Source organism: bacterium (genome assembly GCA_021372615.1).
Classification (GTDB): Bacteria; Armatimonadota; Zipacnadia; order Zipacnadales; family UBA11051; genus JAJFUB01.
In genome coordinates this window covers 1-23,668 of the sequence record JAJFUB010000011.1, presented here as the reverse complement: position 1 = coordinate 23,668, position 23,668 = coordinate 1, and the positions used below count along the sequence as shown (strand labels likewise).

The window sequence follows — 23,668 nt, the reverse complement described above, 5'->3', positions numbered from 1 at the left end:
GAGTGTCGCTTGCGCTCGACGGTCTGGCTACGGACGAAGGGAATCCCCAGCTCCCTGAGGTCTCTCCACCACTCGCGCGGTCCTCTCCCGGACCACGCCCTTCACAGCGAAATACCGGTGATGCGTCCTGCTACGACGTCCGCCTGGCGTCGGCCACGGGCCCTCTGCCCGAACCCGTGTCCAACTGGTGTCAATTGCGTCCAAAAACTCCCTAACGGGCTCGCCTGTGGAGAAAACCACCCCTCAGACGGCACCGACCTAGTGCAACTAACACTTGAGCCTGTAGGCCTAATCAGTTTTCCACAGCCTTTTCAACAGGTGTGGAGAAAATGTGTAGCCGCTTGCTCATGAACCGAGTATAGCGCAACCCATAGGGGAGGTCAAACGGTATTTCTGCGACTTTTGTTGACCAAAATGTGTCATACTTCGGGTGTTCCTCGGGCACTACGGGCCCCCCGAGCCAGCCCATCCTTCCCCGTAGCCGGCGTCCCCACCTCCCCGGTCCAAAACAATCTCCCTCGGGCTCTGAATCGGCCCTATCGGTGCCTTGCGGGGCGTCGGAAGGGCACTTGGACAGGCAGGAGAGACCGTCCTGCAGCGCGAACAAGCTACTTTCAGCGTGCGTCCGGGGGCGCCGTCACGATTGCCGGAGGTTGTGGAAAATGTTCTTGAAAGTGTTGGGGAGCGCCGCCGCCGAGGGATGGCCGGCGACCTTCTGTGCTTGCTCGGCGTGCGTCGAGGCGCGCCGTCGGGGCGGCAAAGACATCCGCCGCCGCACCACCTACCAGCTCGGCGAGAACGTGCACATTGACTGGGGCCCGGACTCGTACAGCAGCATGGTCGCTCTGAACGTGGACTACGCGCCCCTGCGTCACCTGTTCATCACCCACTCCCACCAGGATCACTGGTGCCCCGAGGAGCTGGCCTGGCGCAAGCCGGGCTTCTCACGCCTAGTCGACGACTCCTGGCTCACTGTCTATGGCAACCGCCAGACCGAGGTGGGCTTCGTCGCCGAGTTCCCCGACCCCGACCCGTTGCGGATGACGTTCCATCGCACCGAGCCGTTTGAGCGGTTCGAGTTGGAGGACGGCCTCGTCGCCATCTCCCTGACCGCCAGCCATGCCGACGATGATGAGACGGCGCTCAACTACCTGTTCGTGTGGGAGGGCCGCGGCGTGGTCATCGGCAATGACACGGGTTGGTGGGTCCCGGAAGTGTGGGACCTCCTGGCGCAGCACGAACTGCATGTGGTCGTGATGGACTGCACCTCCGGGCCACTGGGCACCGGCCCCCGCGATGCGGAGAAGTCCTGGGTCGGGTCACATCATCTGAACTGCGAATGGGTAGTCGAGGTGCGCGACGAGCTGGCCCGACGCGGCGCTCTGGCCGAGGGTTGCCGCTTTGTGGCCAACCACTTCTCGCACAACGGCGGCTGGCTGCACCACCAGCTCGAGGAGTACTTCACACCCCACGGCATCCTCGTGGGTTTCGACGGACTGGAGCTGCCGGTATAGGCTGCGGCCGGACGCCGCACACACATGGAGGCAGGCCCGCATGAGCAAGATCGGGTTCGACAACGACAAGTACCTGCGCGAGCAGACCGAGGCGATTCTGGAGCGTGTCCGCCGCTTCTCCGGCAAGCTGTACCTGGAGTTCGGCGGCAAGCTCACCTTCGACTTCCACGCCGCGCGCGTCTTGCCCGGCTATGACCCGAATGTGAAGATGCGCTTGCTCCAGGGCCTCAAGGACCGCACCGAGGTCGTCTTCTGCGTGTGTGCTGACGACATTGAGCGGGGCCGCATCCGGGGCGACTTCGGCATCACCTACGACCTGGCGACTCTGAAGGCGCTCGATGACCTCTGCGACTGGGGTCTGTCCACCGCCGCGGTCGTCATCACCCGCTACACGCCCGGCCCGGGCTGTGACCGCCTCATCCGGCGGCTGGAACGGGCAGAGATCCCGGTGTATGCTCACTACGCCATTGCCGACTACCCCAATGGCATTGACCTGATCGTCTCCACCGAGGGCTACGGCCGCAACCCCCACGTGGCGACCACGGCGCCGCTGGTGGTCATCACCGGCACCGGGCCGGGCAGCGGCAAGATGTCCACCTGTCTGTCACAGCTCTACCACGAACACCTGCACGGCGTGACGGCGGGGTACGCCAAGTTCGAGACCTTCCCCATCTGGAACCTGCCGGTCGAGCACCCCGTCAATGTCGCCTACGAAGCCGCCACGGCCGACCTGGGCGACATCGTGATGATTGACCCGCATCACCTGCAGGCCTATGGCGAGCCGGCCGTCAACTACAACCGCGACGTGGAGAACTTCCCGATCCTGCGGCTCATCATGCAGCGCATCGTCGGTGACGACCACGCGTACCGCTCGCCGACGGAGATGGGGGTGAACCGCGCGGGGTCTGGGATCGTGGACGATGCCGTGGTGCGCGAGGCCTCCACCCAGGAGGTCATCCGCCGGTACTTCCGGCACTACTGGGAGGCGCGGCGTGGGCTCACCTCGCGTCACGCCGTCGAGCGCGTCGAGCGCCTGATGGCGCGCCTGGGTGTCACCCCCGCTGACCGCCCGGTCGTTACGCCTGCTCGCGAGGCCGCCGCGGCGGCCGAGAAAGCACAGCGAGGCAACGAAGGCTTCTACTGCGGCGCCGCCCTGCAACTCCCCGACGACACCATCGTCACCGGCAAGAACTCCCCGCTGTTCCACTCGGCCTCAGCGGCTCTCATCAACGCCCTCAAGCGCCTGGCCGGCATCCCCGACGCCATCCACCTGCTGCCGGAGGCGGTGGTGCAGAGCGTGACGGGTCTGAAGGCCAACTACCTGGGCTCACAGTCGCCGAGTCTGAACGTGCAGGAGGTGCTGGTGGCGCTGGGCATCAGCGCGGCCTCGAACCCGGCGGCGCGGGCGGGGATGGACCAGCTTCCGCAACTGCGCGGGGCGCAGATGCATCTGACTCACGAGCCGGGGCCCGGCGACGAAGCCGGCCTGCGCAAGCTGGGCATCGCCGTCACCACCGACGCCGACCCCACCGCCCAGGGCTACTTCTTGCGGTAGGCGCCCGCCGCTCACGACCAATGCCGGCGGCAGGACCCGGCGCGGCTACGGCGATGCGCTGCTGCATCTCGGCCGCAAACACCACCGCCTGCGCGGCGATGGGGCGGCCCGTCGCCGTCGCCGTCCGCCCATGGCGGTGTCGTCGGTGACTGCCCGGGGGGGCCGTTGCCGTTGAGGCCCGGAGGGCCGACTCAATCTAGGCGGGGGCGGTAGCCCCCGTCCCACCCGGCCGTTCCCTTCCCCTCGATAGAGCCGTGGGGTGCCCCGTAGGGGCGGGGCCCCACGACCGGTTGGCGCCCATGGCATCCTCCGGCCGCGTCGTCGGTGGCCGCGCGTGCAGCTCGGGTGTGTCGCCCCTGCAGGGCTCCTGGCGGAGGGGGAGGATGAGGGGAACCTGGTGGACGGGCGCTGCCGCGCCCGCCTAGCATGAGCCGCGCCTCCGGCGCTGACGGCCCCCGCACACCGCGGTCGCCATCGGCCAATGTGGCACGCCGTCGCCATCGGCCGATACCCGTGGCCGTCAGCGACCGGTGGGTGGGGTAACCAACCATTTCCGTCCGCAATCGCAGAACCTCCCTATGCCTCATCCCTCCGGCAGACGTGCTGAACTACAGTGCAATGGGTGCCCTGCACAAGGGCAGGCAACGCACACGGGACAGCCACCAAGGGCTGTCCCGTGCCGTGTCTGCGCTTGCGCCATGTCGTCGGTGCGCCGTGAGGCATCCACCCCTCAGACGACCTCGCCGTCCACCAGGGGCACCTCCGGCGGTGGCGTCACCGTTGTCACGGGTGCATGGAAGGCCTCCGTGACGCGCATCGTCCGCCACTTCCCCTGCAGGAATCGCGCCAGGTAGCAGCCGGCCAGCACGGTGATGAACAGCGTCAGGAAGCCCCACGCCAGCCAGACGCTGCCCCGGCCGTCGCGGCACACGAGCCACGTCGGCAGCACCATCAGCACCATCCCCAGCACCGACGAAGTCAGCATGATGAACAGCGTATCGCCCGCGCCTTTCAGCGCCGCCGAGAAGATCAGGTTGGCGCCGTCAAAGAGCGAGTAGATGGCCACGAACACGAGCATGCGGGCCGCCATGCCGGAGAGCGCCGCGAACTCCGTGGGGTTGGCGCGCGCGCCGAAGGGCAGCAGGAAGACATGTGGGATCAGCACGCACAGCAGCGCGAACGCGCCCATGTAGGCGAAGGTGAGGTGGAAGGAGGACCAGGTGGTGCGGGCGGCCAGCTCGGGGCGGTTCTCCCCCAGCCGCTGCCCCACCAGCGTCGCCGTGGCGATGGACATGCCGATCATCGGCATGAACACGAAGCTGTTGACCTGGAAGGCAAGATTGGTGGCGCCCAGCTCGCGCACGCCCAGCCGCCCGACGAAGATGACGAACAGCGACCAGCCGAGCAAGTCGAGCATGAAGTGTAGACCGCTGGGCGCGCCGAAACGCAGCAGCCGGGTGAACAGGTCCCGGTCCAGCCCCCGCGCCGCCCATACGCCATAGGTGCGCCGGTCCCGGCCGCCCAGGAAGAGCGTCAGGAACACCAGCGCCCCCACCCCCGAGGAAGCGACGGAGGCATAGGCCGCTCCGGCGATGCCCAGCCGCGGGCAGCCATGGTGGCCGAAGATGAGAAGGTAGTCGAGCACCACGTTGAGCAGGGCGGTGCCGATGTTGACGGCCATGACGGTGCGCGTGAGGCCGCGCCCGGTGTAGAAAGCCGACACCGCCGATGACAGAATGCCGACGCCGCCCCCGCACACCAGGATGCCGAAGTAGATGATCTCCTGGGTCACCACTGCCGGAGCATGGCCGGACAGCGAGAAGATCAGTCGCCCCGCCAGCGCCAGCGGCATGACGATGACCCCGGCGGCCAGTGCCAGGTAGATCGCCTGCCAGACCGCCGCTGCGATCCGCTGCGGCTGCCCCGCCCCGTGGTACTGCGCCACGAAGGTGTTGGCATACGAGGCGGTGCCGATGAAGAAGCACAGCATGGTGTAGGCCAGTGTCCCCGCCGGCAGCGACGCCGCCAGCGCCTCGGGCGAGTACCACGACAGGAACATGCGGTTGATGAACTGCTGCACCGTCATGGTGCCGGTGCTGAGGATGAGCGGGCCGGCGAGCACGAGCACCTCGCGGTAGCCCGAGGTGGCGGCCCAGCGGCCGCGGAAGCTCAGGATGTCGCGGCGATGCTCAGGAGACATGACGGGAGTCACTATAGACCAGCAGAGGGGAACGTCAAGGAGAGACTACCCCGGTTGCATGGCAACGGATGACGGTGAACTGGAGAGGATCACGGCAGAGATAGAGATGATGGAGGATTGGGAACGGCTCCAGAACGATGTCCCTCATCCTCGCCATCCTTGTCGCTATCCTCCGGCAGGTAGCAGGAAGTGTACCAAGCCCGGCGGACAGCGACAACGGGCATCAGGGAGAGGTCTAGCTGAGTCTGGCAATGGTGTCGCCAGACGCGGCAGGTCACGACCGCAATTCAGCGACCAAGCACAGCAGAACCGGCGCACCCAGGGCGACGAGGTTGACTACCAGTGCGGCCTTCCCGCCAGGCTGCCGTCGTCGGTACGCCCGTACTCCGAGTCCGGTTCCCAGCAGAAGTGAGATCAAGCTGAGTGCCGCGAGCACCGACGCGACAGCGCCAGTGAGCCCCAGCTCAACCTCGTCAGGAGGGCGATGCACTTGGGTAGTCAACAGCTTCACTGCTGCCAACAGAGCGACCGCTATGCCTGTCGCGGTGAGACTGGCCGCTCCGCTGGCCTTACGGCGGTCCAAGACGATGATCGGCAGCGGCCAGGTCAGCAGCAGCAGCACGCCCAGCCCCCCAGTCTCTGGAATGGTGATGAGGACGAGGCCCGCCAGGAATGGCAGGAAGCTCAGGGAGGACAGTATGTGACCGCTCCGCCCGGGTCCCATCATGCATCGCCCTTCTCCCCCTGATCGGAATCACCCGTGTCAGGTGGGCATCTTCCTTCACAAGCCAACCTGCCGCGCGTCTGGTGTGTGGATTGGCCGTTGGGGTCACAGGCCCCTCCGCTTCGGCTTGGCAATCCCACGAAGGTAGCGGTGGTAGCCTGCATGCGCAAACTGTCGATCATCATGAATACGTTGCTCAAACGCCGTCAGCTGTGGAACCGACAGGCCGCGGTCGCTGGTTAGCCACCACCCCAGCGTCGTGGAGAACTCGGTGGGGCTGTGGCAAGTGGTGGCGGTAAGTGCCTGGCGCCGGCTGGAGGCTCTCACACTGACGGGAGTCGGCGACAGGTACTTATCCGTCGCGTTTCCCATGGCGCGGCAGCACAGGCAACAACCTATCCCAAAGAGCGCCACAAGAGCCTTGACTCACGACACAGTTGCTATCCTCTCCATCCTCTCCAGCTCACCGTCACCATCCACTAAGCCCTCGCGACGACCACCTCACAGCGCCAGGGGATCCACCGGCTGCCCGGTCCGTGCCGACTCGTATGCCGCATGGACGACCTGCAGGGCCAGCAGGCCGTCCTCAGCCGGGATCGGCGAGGGGCCATCCTGGAGCACCGCCTCCACGAAGTCGCCACACAGCTCGTTCAGGCCGGTGGAGCCGTAGCCTCGCCGGCCGTACTGCCCGGCGGTGATCTCCAGCAGTGGCATGTTGCCATTGACCCGCAGCGACCCGCCCGCGCACGTTAGGTCGGCGGTGACATACCCGGCGGCGTACGCGGCCCTCGGCCGCCCGGCGAGGAGCGTCCCGATCACGCCACTCTCGTACCGCACGACACACTCCGCCAGATCCTCCATCCCCGCCTCGCGGTAGTCGTCGTAGAAGAACGTGCCCATATGCCCGCACACGCTGACCGGTCGGCTGCCCGCGAGCCAGTTCATGTAGTCGGCGCAATAGCAGCCAAAGTTGGCCCACTCGCCCCCGCCGAACGACTCGCGGTAGGCAGCGTTGCCGGTGAAGCCCGCCAGCGGCCCGCCCAGGCAGAAGGTGACGGTGGCCGCGAGTAACTCGCCCACGCCGCCCGACGCCAACCGCCGCTGCGCCTCGCGGAAGGGCGGGGAGTACCGCTCGTTGAGCGCCACCATGAACTGGATGGCATGGCGGCGGACGCTCTCGACGATGCGCCGGCCCTGTGCCACGCTGCCGGCCATGGGCTTGTCGGACACGATGTGCTTGCCCGCCGCGGCGATCCGCTCGACGTACTCCGCCGCCAGTCCCGGCTCTACCATCATGCTGACGACTTGAATGTCCTCACGCGCCAGCAAGGCGTCCACGTCATAGCCCAGGTACGCGACGCCCAGGCCCTCGGCATAGCGCCGGAAGTCGTCCTCGGTCTTGCCTTCGAGCAGGCCGGGGGAGGCCTCCGGGTACTGGGCGAGCGCCCGCAGCCGCACCGCCGGATGGGCGCGCAGGAAGTGTTCGTAGCCATGCCGGCCCCGAATGCCGTTACCAATGATACCGACGCCAAGAGTCGTTTCCATGATCAGTTGGCGAGTGATGAGGCTGAGCTTGAGAGGATGGAGAGGATAGAGGCAAGGATAGCGAGGATGAAGGACAACAACAGAGTCATCCTCGACATCCACGCCGTTATCCTCTACATCCTCTGAAGCTCAGCACCGTTCTCCGCTAAGCCCCAATCCGCCCCAACGCCACCGGCTCTCCCGTCGCGCATGACTCCAGCGTCCCCAGGCACGCCTCCAGCACCCGGAACGACCACTCCATCGAGATCGGGGGCTCGCGGTCCTCGAGGACTGCGCGGAAGAAGTCGCGCTGCAGCAGCACGAACGGTTCCTCGTCCGGCGGGATCGTCTGCGGCTGGGCGACCGAGAAGCCGCTGCCGTCGAAGACCTCCAAGGCGGGCGTCTGGCCGGTCCCGAACACGAGGTTGCCCTCGGTGCCCATGACGCGCGTCTCCTGCCGCTGGGGAAAGCCGGGCGGGTCGAGCATGGTCAGGTTCTGCTCGACGCGTCCCAGGGCCCCGCGGGCGAAGTCCAGCAGGCAGACCGTGTAGTTGTCGGTCTCCAGGCGGTCCTCAGTCGGGTAGTGCGCGCGGCTCTGGCCGAACACGCGGACAGGCAGGTCATCCAGCAGACAGCACAGCAGGTCCACGTAGTGCGGGCCGTTGTGCAGGAACTGCCCGCCGGTGTCCTGGCGCCGGTAGGGGCTGTCGGGGGGATACGGATAGAAGCGGCCCTTGACGCTGAAGCTGGCGTACACGGGCTGGCCGATGGCGCCCTCGGCGATGAGCTGCCGGGCCTGGCGCGCCCCCGCCTCGTAGCGAAACGACTGCGCCGCGCCGAAGCGCACCCCGGCCGCCGTCACGGCCGCGACCATCCGCCGGGCTTCGTCGAGGCTGAGGGCCAGGGGCTTCTGGCACAGGATGTGCTTGCCGGCCTGGGCGGCCTGCACGACATGCTCGCAGTGGAAGCGGTCGGGGCTGGCGACGACGACGACCTCCACGTCGTCGCGCGCGAGCATCGCGGCGAGGTCCGTGTAGGCCTCGGCGCCGTACTCGTCGGCAAAGCGGCGCACACCCTCCGCATTGACATCATGCAACGCGACCAGGCGCGCCTCCGGGATGTGCCGCAGGGCAGGGAGGTGACTGCTGGTGGCGATGTTCGCGCCACCGGCGCCGATGATGGCGAGGCCTAAGGTGGTCATCCCGAAACTTGGCGGACTGAGCTCAGTGAGCTTGAGAGGATGGCGAGGATAGAGGCAAGGATATCGAGGATGAACGACAGAGAAAGGGCCTGGACGACCTCAGAGCCATCCTCTACATCCTCGCCTCTATCCTCGCCATCCTCTCAAGCTCAGCTTCATGCCCCGCTAAGCACGTATTCGAGTATCCCCGCCCGGTCCAGGCCGCCCAGCCCCAACCGCGCCAGCCGCTCCGCCTGGCCGCTCCGGTAGTCCTGGCCGGTGATCGTCTCCGCCACCGTCACCATCGCTTCCACGAGCGGCAGCCGCACTCCTGCCACCTCGGCCAGCGCCAGCCAGGTGATGAGGCCCTCGCCGACATCCTCGTGGAAGTAGCGGTGGTCCAGTGTGTTCGGGGCGACGAGGGGGGCAAAGATGGCGCTGTCGCGGTAGCAGCGCAGGTAATCCTCGTGGTCGGCATAGCCCTGCATGACCGACAGCGTGGGCTCGGGGATCAGCTTCAGGCCGTAGGCGGCGGCCAGCCTCTGGCGCTCGCCGTCCACGGCCTCGATCAGCCGCGCCACCGCCGGCGTCATGCCATCGCCGTAGAAGCGAAAGGTCCCGTCATTGCGCTCCAGGGCCCCCGCGTTGAGCAGGGCGATGGCCGGGTGCAGCACGGGGTTGCCATTGTAGAGGCCGGTCTCCAGCACAGACTGCGCCGGCACGAGATACGGGTAGTACGGCCGCAGGGCCTCCAACATCGCCGCCGTATGCGCGGCCGGCAGGGCGGCGCAGAAGACATGGCGGACAGTCAGCGTCGTGCGCACGCCGCCGGGGACCGGCCGGGCGCAGTGGGCCAACGTGCCCGTCTCGGCGATCCGCGGACACGCCCGGCCGCGCGACCGGAAGAGGGCAGCAATCTCCAGGGCCCCACCGAGGCTGCCGGGGTTCAGCAGCAGCATCTGCTCATCGGTCAGGCAGTCGGCCAGCTGCTCGCCGATGAGGCGGTGCGAGCCGCGCTGCACACAGGACACGACGAGGTCTGCGCCGGCGATGGCGGTGGGGAGGTCGGTAGTGGTGAGTTGCAGGGCCACCTCGCCGCCGGGCTCGGCATCCTGGCGGAGAGTGCCCGCCTGCAGATCGGTGAGGTTAGCGGCGAACTGCGGGGCTTCCCACAGGCGGACGGCCAGGCCATGGGCGGCGAGCATGTAAGCAGAAGCTCTCCCCCCACCCCCGGCGCCGAGGACGGCGGCTTGGCTGATAGTGCGGGCGGGGCGCTCAGGACTGGCTGTCGTCGTCATCGGCTAGCTGCAACTCCGTCTGGAGATACTGAACCGACGGCAGGGCCGCCTGCAGAGCGTCGGGCAGGGCCTTCCCCAGCCGGTAGTTCGCCACACCCACGGGCTTACGCATGTCGCGCAGCGCGTACTCCGCCACGACCCCGTTCCTGGTCTTGCACAGGATCAGACCGATCGAGGGCTGGTCCGACGGATGGCGGAGCAGATCGTCCACCGCGGACAGGTAGAAGTTCATCTTGCCGGCGTGCTCAGGCCTGAACTTGCCGACCTTGAGATCAACGACCACAAAGCACCGTAGCCGTAGGTGGTAGAACAGTAGATCGAGGAAGAAGTCCTCCCCGCCGACTTCCAGGGGGTACTGACTGCCCACGAAGGCGAAGCCACCGCCGAACTCGAGCAGGGCATCACGCAGTTGCGCCAGTAGCGCGTGCTCCAGGTCGCGTTCCTGTGCCTGGTCGGACATCGTCAGGAAGTCGAAGTTGTAGGGATCCTTGAGGATCTCTCGCGCCAGGTCGGACTGTGGCGCCGGCAGCGTCTGGGCGAAGTTCGTGACGGCCTGGCCCTGCCGCAGGTGCAGCCCACTCTCAATCTGGTGCACCAGCATGTTGCGCGACCAACCATGGGTGAGGGCGGCCTTGACGTACCAGAGGCGCTCCTCGACTCCGCTCGTGCCGTCCAGGATACGCACGTTGTGCCCCCAGGGCAGTTGTGCAACAAGCTGTTGCACAATTGCCTCCTCTGGCCAGGCCTCGGCAAAGGCGCGCATGTACTTGAGATTGCGGACGGAGAACCCTTTGAGGTCCGGGAACTCGCGGCGCAGATCCGCCGACAGGCGGTCTATGACCCGGGCCCCCCAACCGTGCTCACGCTGGCGCTCGAGGATATCCCGGCCGATGGACCAGTACAGCAGCACTAGCTCGGAGTTGACCGACTGGGCCGCCCGTAGCTGGGCGCCCTGAATTCGCGTCTTGAGTTGCACCAGCCACTGCCCGTACGCCTCGTCCGGCACGTCCATGCTTGTGTCCACGTCATCACCCCCCGTGGCAGTGGTCGGTGTCGCGGTGTCTAGCCCTCGCCCTCCAGCGACGCCAGGAACTCCCGCAGCACCTCGGCCACGCGGTCGCTTGACGGCCGGCGCCCCGCCGGGGGCGGTAGCAGCGGCGTGGCCATGCCGGGCTTGAGCGAGGCATCCTGCATCATCTCGCTCAGGCGCTGCTGCAGCGTCTGGAAGGTCTGGTCTATCGAGGCCGAGGCATCCACGCTGACGAAGCCGAACTCGTCGGCCATCTGTTCGAACTGCTCCAGCAGCGCCGACTGGTGCTTGACGAAGCAGTCATAGAGGTCGCCACCGGCGGAGTAGTCGGCGCCCGACTCCCAGTAGTCGAAGCCGCCGCTGGCCAGCACACGCGGGATGAGGTCGGGGATTGTGATCTTCAGGTAGTACACCGCCGAGGGTTGGATGGCGAAGCCGTAGATCCGGCGCATCCAGTCCGGGTCCAGCCCGCGGACGATCCCTCGGGCGATGAGCGAGTAGACATAGCGGTCGGTGAGCACGACATAGCCGGCGCGCAGGGCCGGGACCATCTCGTTCTCCAGCCGGTCCGCGAAGTCCGTGGCGTAGAACAGGGCCTGCGTCATGCGCCCCATCGTATGCCCCTCGCGGGCCTCGCGCAGATGCCGGCCGGCGAGGTTCGAGCGCGTCAGGCCGGTGTCATACACCGCGATGCCGGAGCTTTCCAGCCAGCGCTTGAGCAGCGTGATCTGCGTCGAGCGGCCGACGCCATCCGTGCCCTCCAGCACGATGAGCCGCCCCGGGTACTCCTCGTCCTCGGCCAGGCCAGGGTAGGGATGCCAGTAGCTCTTGATGTGCATAGGAGGCTCCTGTCGCAGGGGTCTGTCCCCGGACGGGCCGCAGGCCCGGGAGGGGGCTGACCCCGGGTGGATCGGGTGATTGTGGGGTCAGGCCCCTCGCCTCTAGCCCGGCTTGCGCAGCAGGCCGTTCAGGTGCGGGCGGACGACCTCGCGCACCAGCTCCTGCTGATCCGGGATCGGCAGCGTCGCGTCAATCACGTGCAGGCCGAACTCGTCCACCATGCCCTCATACTGCTCCAGGATCTTGCCCTGGAAGATGCGGAAGGACTGGTAGACGTCGTCGCTCCACCCCATGTCCATGCCGGCCTCGTAGAACTTCAGCTCCGGCCGGCCGACCAGAATGCGGTTGAGCGCGACCTCCAGCGGCACCTTGAAGTACAGCGCCACCGTCGGCTGCACCGAGAACGAGTACAGCTCCCGCACCCAGTCGGGGTGGCACCCGCGCGCGCCGTCGCGCGCGAAGGCCGTGTAGGCATAGCGGTCGGCCAGCACCACCGCGCCCGCCTTCAGCGGCGGCACGATGTTGCGCTCGGTGCGGTCGGCGAAATCCGTGGCGTGGATGAGGCTGAAGGTCAGCGGGGTCAGCAGGTGGCGCGCCTTGCCGCGCTTGGTCGCGCTCTTCACCAGCTCCGACGAGTTCCATTCGGAGAAGAACGTGCTGTAGCCCTGGGATTGCAGCCAGGTATCCAGCAAGTGCATCTGCGTGCTCTTGCCCGAGCCGTCAATCCCCTCCACGACGAAGAGCTTGCCCGGAAAGTCACTGCTGGGTCGCATGGTCCTCAACTCGCGGTGCAAGATGATGGGTCAGGGCCTACGAGTATAGCACGATCGCCCGGCCAGGCAAATCGCTGAACCCGCCCCGGATGCTAGGGCTGCCCCCGGGTCCGGCGTGTCAGTGGGCAGCGGGCTCATCCTCCAGCATCGAGGTGCACTGCGGGCAGCGCGTGGCCTCCATGGAGATCTGCGACCGACAGAACGGACAGGTCTTCTCGGTCGCCTCTTCGGCCTCCTCCGCGGCGGCCTCGCCCTGCCGCCGCAGCCGGTTCACGGCCTTGACCAGCAGGAACACGGCGAAGGCGACGATGATGAAGCTGAGGATGTTGTTGAGGAATGCCCCGTAGTTGAGTGTGGGGGCGCCGGCTTGCTTGGCGGCGGCGAGCGAGGCGTAGCTCTGCCCGTTGAGGCTCAGGAACAGCGCGGAGAAGTCCACCTTGCCCAGCAGCAGCCCGACGGGCGGCATGATGACATCCTCGACGAACGACGTGACGATCTTGCCGAACGCCGCGCCGATGATGATGCCCACGGCCATGTCCAGCATGTTGCCCTTGATGGCGAACTCCTTGAACTCCTTGAGCATGCCGTCGCCTCCTGTGGTGCGCCCGCTCAGGCGCATGTCTGGTCAATGATTGCGATGAGTGTCGCTTCGACTTCGGCCGCCACCGGCGCCAGCGCCGGCTGGCCCATCAGGCCAATGAGTTGGCTGGGCCGCAGCGTGCCGACCCACAGCGCCCCCGCGCGCTCGTAGAGACAGAGGCGGCAGGGCAGCATCGTCGCCAGCGTGATCTCCTGCTCCAGCACGCGCTGGGCCTGCACCGGGTTGCACACCTCCACGACCCAACAGACCGGCGCGAGGTCCACGCCCTTCTCAGCCAGCTTGGCCTGCAGGTCGAGTTGGCTGATGACGCCGAACTTGTGCGCGGCCACCGCGGCGGCCAGCCGCGCGAGGATGTCTTCGGCAGTACCGCTAGCTTGCTTCTCGTAGAGCATAGTCGCCTCCTGTGGGCGGTATCATACCAGTGAGGGGAGGAGGGGGCAACGGGGGGGCCGCGGCTCTGACAGCGGGGAGGAGGGGGTCGCTCCGAGGGGGAGGGCACCCCCGCGCTGCGTTGACACCACGATTGGCTTGCTGTAACCTTACCGTTCGTGGCCGTCAGCCGCTGGTCAGGCTGACGGCGCCTCGCAGTGACTACCCATCGATACCAGAGGATCAACCATCATGGCTGACCCACGGCTGATGGAGGCAATCGACCGCATGGGCTATGCAGGGGCGGAGGGCCTGGCCCTAGCCGACGGTTCCTCCGTGCAGACGGAGTCGGTGGCCTTGAGCTACGGCGACTTCCTGTCCAGCGCCCGTGCGGATGCCGCCTATGCGATCTCCGGCATGCCCCAGATCTACTTCAAGTGGCTTGACGAGATCAATGCCGAAGCCGGTCGCGCATGGCACCATCTGGCCTGGAATCGCGGTGACGCTCCAGTCCTTTGCCTCGTCAGTGGCGACGTAGTGTACCTATACAATTCGTACGCGCACCCATCGAAGCTCGAGGGCGACGAGCGCGAACAGGAACACAGCGGAGCGCTTCTCAGTATCCTGAGCCTGACCGATGAGACACTGCGGGACACCTATGGGAGAGTCTGCTTCGATACCGGGAGTTTCTGGCAGACGACTCCGGGGATGAAGATCACCGCGCGAGAGCGCGTGGACAGCCAGTTGCTCAAAGACATCGCAGACGCGCGCAACCTCCTCGTCGGTGAGCAGCTAACGCTTCAGACAGCCCAGGCGCTTCTCGGCCGGGCGATCTTCCTGTCATACCTGACGGACCGCGGTGTACTTAGCCCGGATTTCCTCCGTGAGCGGTTTGGGCAGGACGTCTTGGCGGGCATCTTCACCGATCAGACCTCTGCCATCGCTCTGTTCAGGTGGATGGCCGAAGCTTTCAATGGGGATCTGTTTCCTCTCGAGGATCATGAGACCGCGGCCCTCAAGACGCAGCACTGGGGAGTACTGGAGAGGTTCCTGTCGGGCGAGCAGATGGGCACTGGCCAACGACGCCTGTGGCCATACGACTTCGCCACGATCCCGGTGGAACTGATTAGCAGCTTATACGAGATGTTCACCCGTGAGGACGAACCGGCAGGGCAGAACACGGCGACAGGCCAAGAGCAACCGGTTCAGAACAAGACCGGGGTCCACTATACACCCCCCCTGTTGGTCCGCTCAATCGTAGAAGAAGCCATGCGAGGGTTGGATGACAGCGCCCTCGTTCTTGACCCTGCCTGTGGATCAGGTGCGTTCCTCGTGGAGGTCTTCAGGCGGCTAGCTTTCCGCCGGCGCGAGCGAACTGGGGTCGCGCCTACCTTTGCCGAACTCAGTCGTATCCTGACAGGGCAGGTGTTTGGCCTTGAGATTAGCTTGGATGCCGGCCGTATCGCCGCGTTCAGTCTCTATCTCGCCTTGCTGGAGAATGCGTGTGAGGTCCCATGCGCAGCGGATATACGGTTGCCGCACCTTGAGGGGATTTCGTTGTTTTCTGGTATGGACGCCTTCGATGAAGATGCCGTGTATAATGCGCGATGGCCGTTTGCATCATGTGAATTCGACCTAGTGGTCGGCAATCCGCCCTGGACGCAGTCGAGGGAGCACTGCGCCTCTGCCTCTGCGTACTGCAACAAGAGAGGCCTCCCCCTAGACAACAACCAGCCCTATCACGCATTCCTATGGCGAGCGCAGCAGCTCGGCCGAGATGGCAGTCGCATCGCCATGATGGTGCCGGCTTTGATGCTCTTCCAGCCGCGGGGGCGTAGGACGGTTGAGCGGCTACTGAGCGAGTGCAGTAACCTGCACGTCGTGAATCTCATGCACCTTCGGGACGCTGAGATATTCAGAGGGGTCACTGCCCCGCCAGCAGTAGTTCTGTGCGAGAACGGGCCACCAACGGAAGACGCGACGGTGAGATATGATGCTCCTAAGGTGTCTCGAGCGGTGGATACCACCAAGCAGGTGGTCATACTGGATGACGACAAGGTTAACCTGCCGCTCGACTTGATCAGACACGATCATTCCATCTGGAAAGCGTCGTTCTGGGGCAGCGCTGCAGACTGGAACTTGCTTCAGCATCTGCGCGAGCAGCCTACATTGGAGCAGCTTGCGGACGGCCGTGGCTGGCAGCGAGGAGCAGGCTGCGGGATATTCAATCTCGACAGGAAACCACTGTCAAAGCGCCGCGATCAGGGCGCTCCTCCCCCACCGAGCTTCGTGGGCAGACCGCTGCTGCGCGAGGAAGACATACCCCCGTATGGTAGTTCGCTGGTGCTGTCGGCAGTCCAAGAGACCGATCGTGCCGACCGTTGGCGTGACAAGAAGACGCCGCACCTCTTCCTGGGACCACAGTTGCTCGTCGGGCGTTCGCCCAAGGAAGACAGAATAACGGCGGCCTACGTGCCATCAGGCGTGGTGTTCTCGCCGCGATATTGGGGGCTATCCCTGGGGGAAACTGATGAGCAGCTGGGACAGTACCTGTCCGTGCTTCTCAATTCGGACGTGGCGCAGTATTTCCTCTTCCTGACGTCGTCTCGTTGGGGGGTAGAGCGAGATGATGTGCTACCGAGCGAGATCGCGGCGCTGCCGGTTCCGGAATGGCATGACCTCACGGCTCAACAGCGCGGGCGAATCTGCGAACTGGAGACGCTCTTGCGCCATGGCCACGACACTGCGGACGCGTTGCCGGCGCACGAGGAGCTCCAGCGGCTAGTTGCTGAGGTGTACAGGCTAACGGCGCGGGAATCTGATTTCGTCGATGAGGTAGTCACCTCCACTATCAGCTTCTTCCGTGAGAGCAAGAAAGCGTCCTTTGCTCCAGAACCACCGAACGCACAGGATCTTGACGCGTACGCCGCCGTGCTCGCAGCCAGTCTGAACCCGTATCTTGAGCCATCTGGCAGACAGGCAGCCATCACGATATGGTGCGGTGACAGCGACCCCCTACAGGTAATCCAACTGGTTGAGACGAGTCTGGTTGAGCAAGACGCGAGGGTAGTGCAACACAAGGACGTTCCGGGGAGCGTCGTACTGCGGTCGCTGTCTCGGACGCTGCACCATCAGGTTGACGCTAATCTTGCCGTTCGCAGGAACATCCGTGTCTACGACCCTGGCTCGGGCCTGCTGATCATCAAGCGTGCAGAGAAGCGGTACTGGACGAAGGCTGCGGCGCATAGAGATGCCGGTGCCGTCATTTCTGACCATCTGTGAGTGGACATGGAACCGAGCGGGGAAACGGACAGAATAGGAACGCCCTTCTTTGAGTTACGGCCGGGCCTGCTGGGACATGTACTGGGAATCCTGGAGAGGGCAGTCCAGTCCATGGTGCTGGCTACTCCGGGGGTTGCGCGGATGAAGGAAGTACCCATCAATGCCCGTCTCCGGCCATACCTTGTCGATGAGGCAAGCCACAGTATCCCGTCTGTGTATGTGATCCCAGAGGGTTCGGTCTACTCCGATGGCGTTGGCGGCCAGTACTCATCGGCAAAGACTGGTGAGCCCGATTTCTTGGCCATATTCACATGTTCGTTCCAGCACCCGCAGAGGTATCTTGGGATTGAGTGCAAGAAGGTCAGCGGACTTCGTGCTGGCAACTACACCAGTTATTACATAAATGCCGGCGTCCAACGTTTCGTCGATTGCAGCTACAGCCGGGGACATCCCTGTGCTGTAATGGCGGGTTATGTGTTTGAAGGTGATCCCGCATCAGCGGCCGCTTTCATCTGTCGAGCATTGGCCAAGAAAGCTACTTTGCTGGGCGTCCAAGATGGGCTCTCACGGGCGCACGATTTCCCCGATCACCAGCATCTCTATTGCTCAACCCATAGCCAGCGAGAGACGTGTGTGCCAATCAGGTTGATGCATCTCTTCATCAGCCTCAACTGATGTTCTACTCCACCCCGCGGAGGCGCAGGATGTCCACCACCCCCCTCGGCTTCGGCCTCGTCGGCTGCGGCCTCATCTCACAGTTCCACGGCAAGGCCATTCAGGCCGCCGCCGGCGCGCAGCTTATCGCCGCCACCGATCCCCAGCAGGAACGGCTCGACAAGTTCTGCGCCGACTTCGGCTGTGAGGCCGCCGCGTCGTTCGAGGCGCTGCTGGCCGACCCGCGCATTGATGTCGTCAATGTCCTGACCCCCAATGCCATGCACGCGCAGTTCGCCGTCCCCGCCATGGACGCCGGCAAGCATGTCGTCATCGAGAAGCCGCCGGACATGACGCTGGACAAGGTTGACGCGATGATCGCCGCGCGCGACCGCAACGGCGTCAAGGTCGCCATCTCGCTCCAGGTCCGCTTCCGCAAGCCCATTCAGGCCATGTACAACGCCATCCAGAGCGGCCGCTTCGGCAAGCTCTACTACGCCGGCGCGCACATGAAGTGGTTCCGCGACACCGCCTACTACCTCTCCGACGACTGGCGCAGCAAGCGCGACCAGGGCGCCGGGGTCACCATCCAGCACGCCTTCCACTACATCGACCTGCTCCACCACCTGATGGGCGAGGCCCAGGGCGTGGAAGCCCGGATGTTCAACGTTGCCCACCCCGAGGTCCAGCTTGAGGACACGCTGCAGGCTTTCATAGACTGGGAGAACGGCGGCAAGGGCATCGTCGAGGCCAGCACGGCCCTATGGCCCGGCACCGACATCCGCATCGAGATCAACGGCGAGAACGGCACCGCGATCATGCAGGGCGAGCGCATCACGACCTGGAAGTTCCGCGAGGAGCAGCCCGGCGACGCCGACATGCTGAGCATCGGCGATGCAGCCCAGACCACCGCTGCCGGCGGCGCGGCTGACTTCGCCTTCACCGAGCACATGTACATGATCGAGGACATGGTCAAGGCCATCAACGAGGGCAAAGACCCGTGGGTCACCCTCGAAAAGGCCCGCGGCAGCCTCGAAATCGCCCTCGCGATGTACAAGAGCGCCGACGACGGCTGCAAGGTCAACCTGCCGCTGTAGTAACCTGCCTTCACCAACGAAGATGGGACAGGCCGCGAGGCCTGTCCCATTTTACTGCGTCAACGCTACCATCGCCTGTAGGAGCGGTCACCAGACCGCGATCTCTTCCCCTGCCCACCTGCCGCGAATCCACCAACCACTACTCCACCTGCCGCATCCCCACCACCTTACCGCCCTCCCGCGTCACAAAACACGCCCGCGCCGTCGTCGTGAACTCCCCAAACCGCTTCTCTCCCCCCACCGTAGCCACCAGCAGCCAATCCTCCGCCGCCCCGCGCGTCACCTTCACCGCCACCGCCTGCTGAGCACTCGCCGCCTTCCCCTCCACCGTCACCGGCACCAACTCCACCGCCGTAACCTCCGGCGCCGTCTTGCTGAAGTTCACCACCGACGCAAACAGCGTCTCCGCCGCCTGCCGCCTCGCCACGACCATCGGACACGGCTGCGGCGGCCGCCCCGCGAGCCCGCTCCCAAAGTACAACTCCGTCCCGGCTGCCCCCACCATCGTCAGCCGCACCGTCCCCGACCCGCGTAGTGCGGGCGTCTCGCCCGCTCCGGCCTGCACGAAGTCCACACTCCAGTCCTTCTCCCCCGACCCCTGCTGCAACCCCGTGAAGTGCTGATACCCCGCGTCCTTCCCCAGCGTCCCCTCCTTCGGCGTCACAGCCACGTTCGGGGTCATCGCCCCCACGTTGTGCCACACATAGTCATACACATGCGGCTTGGCACTCGTTGCCCCCTGCAGGTCCAGCAGATACGTCGGCGTCAGCAGCACCGTCCGCTTCAACGTCACGCCCTCATACGCCGTCTCACACGACCCCGCCGCCAGCGCCGCCTCCGGCCATGACGCAAACAACCCACACTTCCCCTCCGTCGGCATCTGCGACTTCCCATCCACCACAATCACATTATGCGCCACCGACTGCCGGTACCAGCTCGTATGCAGCGCCGCCGCATATGCCAGGCACCCCGGATCGGGTGCGATCTCCTGCCCCAGCCCCCACAGCGTCACCACCATCTTGTCCGGATGCCCATGCCCGCCGCCATGCGGCCCATAGTCAAAGTGCACATACGCCGCGTCCGCCCCCTCGCCCACGCGCAACACCGCCGCGCCGAGCCCGTTGAAGTTCTTACTCGCCAGCTTCGGTGCCGTCACCGCCGGCAACTCCTCCACTCCCCACAAGAATGCCTCCCGGCTCGCCCTCTTCCCAAACCCTGCCACCCAAGCGAAGTTCGGGTCCTTGAACCGCGCATACGCCAGCTCATACAACCGACTCTGCCCCGAGATGCTCATCTTGCTGCTGTCATTTATCGCCGGGAAATTCCCATCCGGGAACGTATACTGCATCGGCCCCTCATACAGCGACTTGTACACCGGGTCGCCGTAGAAGTCTATCCCCGCCTGATACGCGGCCTCGACGGTGTACCGCAGGGCATCCAGCGCATAGAAATGATACCCCGCCGTCCCCTCATACCAAAAGCCATCCGGTAGCACGCTGTTCTTCAGTTGGAAGCGCAGCCCGCTCTTGCCGTTGATCGCCCATCCAATCAACTCCGGGTCATCGAGACAGAACCCCACCGCCGCCACACCCGCGTTGTGCCATGTCTGCCAGTTCGAGATCCCCGCATCATGCCGCTGGATCGTCCGGCAAACTTCCCGCAGATACCCGTCCTCGATCTTCCTATGATCCTCCGCCGTGAAGCACTTCGCGTCATGCACCAGGTCATACCCAAAGGCCACGCCGATGATGTCCACCGACTCATCCAGCGTCTGGGCGTATAGCCTCCCGCCCGAGCGCGCGTCGCCCCCGCGGCTGTCATGGTACGGGAACGTCCGGTACTTCTCCCCATACGCCAGCAATATCTCCCGCGCCTTCTCCGCATACTTCTCCTCGCCACTGAACGCATACGCCAGCCCCAGCCGCTCAATGCCATCGGTGAAGCTGTGGTGGGTACTCGCGATGATCACGTCGTCCCACGGCCAACCGCTGTAGACCTGCTTGCACTTCGGGCACTCGTGGTGCGTGTTGTCGAGCTTCTTCAGGCTCACCCCGCACGTCTTGCACACATAGTAGTGCCCCCACTGCCCTCCCCGGTCCGGTATCTCCGCGCAGTTGAGCTTCAGCGCCGCCTCGCCGCGCGATATGATGCCCTTGAGTTGCGCGTCGGCCCACGGCAACCTCGCCGCCCGCTCCTTAGCCGCCGCGATCTCCGCCGCCGTCAAGAACAGCCGTGGGTGCGGCCGCGCCGCCAGCGGCACCGTCGCCGCCACTTCCACCCTCTGTGCCGCCTGCTCGTAGCCCACCGGTGTCACCTCCAGCCCCACCGTCTCCCGCGCCAGCGGCTCCGCCTTCACTCCTGCCTTTAGCCTCATCGTCACCACGGCCTCCGCGGTCTGCGCACTCGGTATCGGCCCCAGTTCCTCCTTCTCGACCTCCGCCTCAAACAGCTTCAGCCCCGCCCGGTCAAGCCCCAGCTTCACCCGCACCGGCTTGTCATCCCGCCCCGTAACCTGCACCCGCTGCACCACCCGCACTGGCCCCTCCATGCGCTCGGCCTGCCCCATCTCCACCGCCACCGGGTCCCGCGACAGGCACACCTCATCCAGCACCAACTCCGTATCCGCCAGCGCCTTATGGTCCCACCCGCCCGAGTTGAACGTCAGCGCCTGGATCTGGTCCCACCCCAACGGCCGCCGCGACGCCTGCATCTCCACGCCCCGCCGCAGCGTCACCTGCCGCCAGCCCGCCCAGTCCACAGTCAGGTGATAGAAGTAATAGTCCCACTCTTCCTTGCCATTGGCCGGATTCTCCGAAGTCGCCACAATGGTATTGATCTGCCCATTCGCCTTAGCGCTGTGCAGCCAGAAGCTCAGCCTGTCATACCCCGACCAGTCCGCAGGCACCCCCTGCGCCGACAGACTCGCCGCCTTCGCCGGCACCCACCGCATCGCCCCCTTCCCCACCTTCACCACGTCGGTGCTCACAGTCCCGCCCGGCCACACCTTCCCCTCCTCAAACCCACCAAAACAAACCAAAGCCGGGCCAGCCTGCCCCCAGCCCAGGCTCCCTGCAAGCAGACCGCAAAGCGCCCAATATCGCATAATGTTCCTCATCACCCAAAGATATGCTATCATTACCCCTCAACCCGTCTCAGACCTGCCCTTCCCGCGTAGGTGGGTGCGTCCCGCACCCACACCGCCACAGAAAACCGACTCGTTCGCCTCTCCCTGTCTTCCGTTTTCTGTTTTCTGTTCTCTGTTTTCGCCGTCATCTCTCTCTCCGGAGCCCAACACGTGAACTCCCGCGAACGTCTCCTCTGCGCCTTCGCCCATCAGAAGCCCGACCGCGTGCCAGTAGCCCCCTTCGGCTTCGGCCACGTCAATCCCGACAGCGAGATCGGCCTCGAACTGGTTCAGAAGACCGACTTCATCGCCTCGGTGGGCGGCGCCGGCGGCGGCTTCTGGGGCAGGGCCGTCAAGACCACCGTCGAGACCGAGGGCTACGTCACCCGCTTCACCTACCACACTCCCAAGGGCGACCTCCACCAGCTCAACCGCCGCACCGACATCACCCAGGCGACCATGGAGTTCCCCTGCCGGACCGCCGACGACATCGAGAAAGCGCTCTCGGTCCCCTACGAGCCCGTGCTACCCGATCCCACGGTCTTCAACCAATGGAAGAACCGCCTCGGCGACGAGGGCCTCGTCCTCTGCGGCTTCTCCGACGCCATCTGCACACCCGCCACGCTCTTTTCGCCCGAAGATTTCGCCCTGCTCTGGGTTGACGCTCCAGACGCTTTCATCGAGCTTATCCGCATCGCCAACGAGCGCGCCCTTGAGGCTGCCGAGGCCGCGTGCAAGGCGGGCATTGACGGCTTCCGCATCATCGGCGGCGAATACGCCTCAACCCAACTCGGCCCCTACGCCTACCGCCAGACCGTCACCGAGCCCGACCACAAGCTAGTCAAGCTCATGCACGATCACGGCGCCGTCGTCTACTACCACAACCACGGCCCGGTGATGAAGTACCTCGAGATGTTCGCCGACATCGGCATGGACGCCGCCGACTGCTTCGAGGCCCCGCCCTGGGGAGATTGCGACCTCGTCAAAGCCCGCGAGACCCTCGCCGGACGCGTCTGCATCGTCGGCAATCTTGATGATATGGAAGTCATAGACAAAGAGCCCGAGGCAACGGTCCGCGCCATAGCCCGCGAACGCCTCGCCCAGGCTGGCCCGGACAACTTCGTCCTCGGTGGCACGGCCTCCGGCACCTACACCGACCGCGCCGCCAAAAACTTCATCGCCATGGCCGAAGTGTCCCGCGAAATGGCCTAACTGCTCTCGCACCGCCTCCTTCCCAACGCGTAGGTCGGTGCGTCCCGCACCGACACTCCGTGGCGACTGACTCGCCTTCGCCTCTACCATCAACGATCAACCATCAACGCCTTTCATGCCCTACATCTACACCGCAGTAACAATCGAAGACAGCACCATCCACCTCACCGCGCGCCTGGACGACACCACCCGCGAATGGTCGTGGCAGCAGACCCGCCAGCGCTCCGGCCTCGCCCCGCTGACGGAGTTCCTGCTCTTCTGCGGCGACCACCCCATCGTCTGCTACCGCGCCCGGCTGCTCACCAACCTGCTCTCCCAGACCGAGATCCTGCCCCTGGCGCGCAAGCCCCTCGGCAATCTCATTGACCTCTTCGAGGGCGCCCTGGTCGCCGTCCCAGACGCCCCCGGCTACGCTCTCCCGGCCCTCGCCCGCCACCTCAGCCTCGTCGACCCAACAAGTGACGAAGGAACCGGTAGGAGCGCTCCCCTGAGCGCGACCGCACCACAAACATGCGTCAATCTTGCAGGCACCCTCGCCCTCCTCCCCCATCTCCAAGACGCCCTCCGCGTCCGCTTCTCCAACCTCCCACGCGAACTCCTCGCGATCCTCCACTACGAGCGCGGCGACCCGCAAAAGCTCGCCTGGCTTCCCTGGCCCAGCCTCACCACCGAGGAACGCCGCCTGGCCCTC

The 23,668-nt window shown here is 65.4% G+C and carries 17 protein-coding genes; 6 read left to right on the top strand and 11 right to left on the bottom strand.

Annotated elements, in window-relative coordinates; all coding sequences use genetic code 11:
* Positions 1 to 662 precede the first annotated feature (662 nt).
* On the top strand, positions 663 to 1,514 hold the full coding sequence (locus tag LLH23_00875) for a hypothetical protein (GenBank protein MCE5237029.1): 852 nt from the start codon (positions 663 to 665) through the stop codon (positions 1,512 to 1,514).
* Between the two features lie 40 nt (positions 1,515 to 1,554).
* Entirely contained in the window at positions 1,555 to 3,069 is a 1,515-nt protein-coding gene (locus LLH23_00870) for a DUF1846 domain-containing protein (protein ID MCE5237028.1), read from the top strand.
* 730 nt (positions 3,070 to 3,799) lie between these two features.
* Here the strand turns inward: LLH23_00870 and LLH23_00865 are convergent.
* The 10 genes from LLH23_00865 to LLH23_00820 form a co-directional block, all read right to left on the bottom strand.
* Positions 3,800 to 5,269 (bottom strand): MATE family efflux transporter, encoded by a 1,470-nt coding sequence (locus LLH23_00865; GenBank protein MCE5237027.1) that lies wholly within the window; start codon positions 5,267 to 5,269, stop codon positions 3,800 to 3,802.
* Between the two features lie 274 nt (positions 5,270 to 5,543).
* The gene (locus LLH23_00860) at positions 5,544 to 5,891 is read right to left on the bottom strand and encodes a hypothetical protein (protein MCE5237026.1); all 348 of its coding nucleotides are present in this window, start codon (positions 5,889 to 5,891) and stop codon (positions 5,544 to 5,546) included.
* Positions 5,892 to 6,494: 603 nt separating this feature from the next.
* On the bottom strand, positions 6,495 to 7,538 hold the full coding sequence (locus LLH23_00855; protein ID MCE5237025.1) for a Gfo/Idh/MocA family oxidoreductase: 1,044 nt from the start codon (positions 7,536 to 7,538) through the stop codon (positions 6,495 to 6,497).
* A 145-nt stretch (positions 7,539 to 7,683) separates the two neighbouring features.
* Positions 7,684 to 8,718, bottom strand: a complete 1,035-nt coding sequence (locus LLH23_00850; GenBank protein ID MCE5237024.1) for a Gfo/Idh/MocA family oxidoreductase — start codon at positions 8,716 to 8,718, stop codon at positions 7,684 to 7,686.
* A gap of 155 nt (positions 8,719 to 8,873) precedes the next feature.
* On the bottom strand, positions 8,874 to 9,902 hold the full coding sequence (locus LLH23_00845) for an NAD/NADP octopine/nopaline dehydrogenase family protein (GenBank protein ID MCE5237023.1): 1,029 nt from the start codon (positions 9,900 to 9,902) through the stop codon (positions 8,874 to 8,876).
* A gap of 70 nt (positions 9,903 to 9,972) precedes the next feature.
* Positions 9,973 to 11,007, bottom strand: coding sequence for a PDDEXK nuclease domain-containing protein (locus LLH23_00840; GenBank protein ID MCE5237022.1), 1,035 nt, complete (start codon positions 11,005 to 11,007; stop codon positions 9,973 to 9,975).
* Between the two features lie 50 nt (positions 11,008 to 11,057).
* Positions 11,058 to 11,864 carry a thymidylate kinase gene (locus LLH23_00835; GenBank protein ID MCE5237021.1) on the bottom strand — a complete coding sequence of 269 codons (807 nt, stop codon included), beginning with the start codon at positions 11,862 to 11,864 and terminating at the stop codon, positions 11,058 to 11,060.
* A 102-nt stretch (positions 11,865 to 11,966) separates the two neighbouring features.
* On the bottom strand, positions 11,967 to 12,638 hold the full coding sequence (locus tag LLH23_00830; protein MCE5237020.1) for a thymidylate kinase: 672 nt from the start codon (positions 12,636 to 12,638) through the stop codon (positions 11,967 to 11,969).
* Between the two features lie 118 nt (positions 12,639 to 12,756).
* Positions 12,757 to 13,221, bottom strand: coding sequence for a large conductance mechanosensitive channel protein MscL (gene mscL, locus LLH23_00825; GenBank protein ID MCE5237019.1), 465 nt, complete (start codon positions 13,219 to 13,221; stop codon positions 12,757 to 12,759).
* A 26-nt stretch (positions 13,222 to 13,247) separates the two neighbouring features.
* The gene (locus LLH23_00820) at positions 13,248 to 13,631 is read right to left on the bottom strand and encodes a DUF302 domain-containing protein (GenBank protein MCE5237018.1); all 384 of its coding nucleotides are present in this window, start codon (positions 13,629 to 13,631) and stop codon (positions 13,248 to 13,250) included.
* 229 nt (positions 13,632 to 13,860) lie between these two features.
* On the opposite strand from LLH23_00820, the gene LLH23_00815 reads away from it, so the two are divergent.
* Entirely contained in the window at positions 13,861 to 16,890 is a 3,030-nt protein-coding gene (locus LLH23_00815; GenBank protein MCE5237017.1) for an SAM-dependent methyltransferase, read from the top strand.
* A gap of 704 nt (positions 16,891 to 17,594) precedes the next feature.
* A complete protein-coding gene (locus LLH23_00810) occupies positions 17,595 to 18,641 on the top strand; it encodes a Gfo/Idh/MocA family oxidoreductase (GenBank protein ID MCE5237016.1) in 1,047 nt (348 codons plus the stop codon).
* Positions 18,642 to 18,780: 139 nt separating this feature from the next.
* Here LLH23_00810 and LLH23_00805 read toward each other — a convergent pair whose 3' ends face one another.
* Positions 18,781 to 21,627, bottom strand: a complete 2,847-nt coding sequence (locus LLH23_00805) for a heparinase II/III family protein (GenBank protein ID MCE5237015.1) — start codon at positions 21,625 to 21,627, stop codon at positions 18,781 to 18,783.
* 309 nt (positions 21,628 to 21,936) lie between these two features.
* Between LLH23_00805 and LLH23_00800 the strand changes: the two genes are divergently transcribed.
* Together LLH23_00800 and LLH23_00795 are read left to right on the top strand one after the other, a co-directional pair.
* Positions 21,937 to 22,977 carry a hypothetical protein gene (locus tag LLH23_00800; GenBank protein MCE5237014.1) on the top strand — a complete coding sequence of 347 codons (1,041 nt, stop codon included), beginning with the start codon at positions 21,937 to 21,939 and terminating at the stop codon, positions 22,975 to 22,977.
* Between the two features lie 115 nt (positions 22,978 to 23,092).
* A partial coding sequence (locus tag LLH23_00795; GenBank protein MCE5237013.1) for a hypothetical protein occupies positions 23,093 to 23,668 on the top strand: 576 nt, incomplete at its 3' end.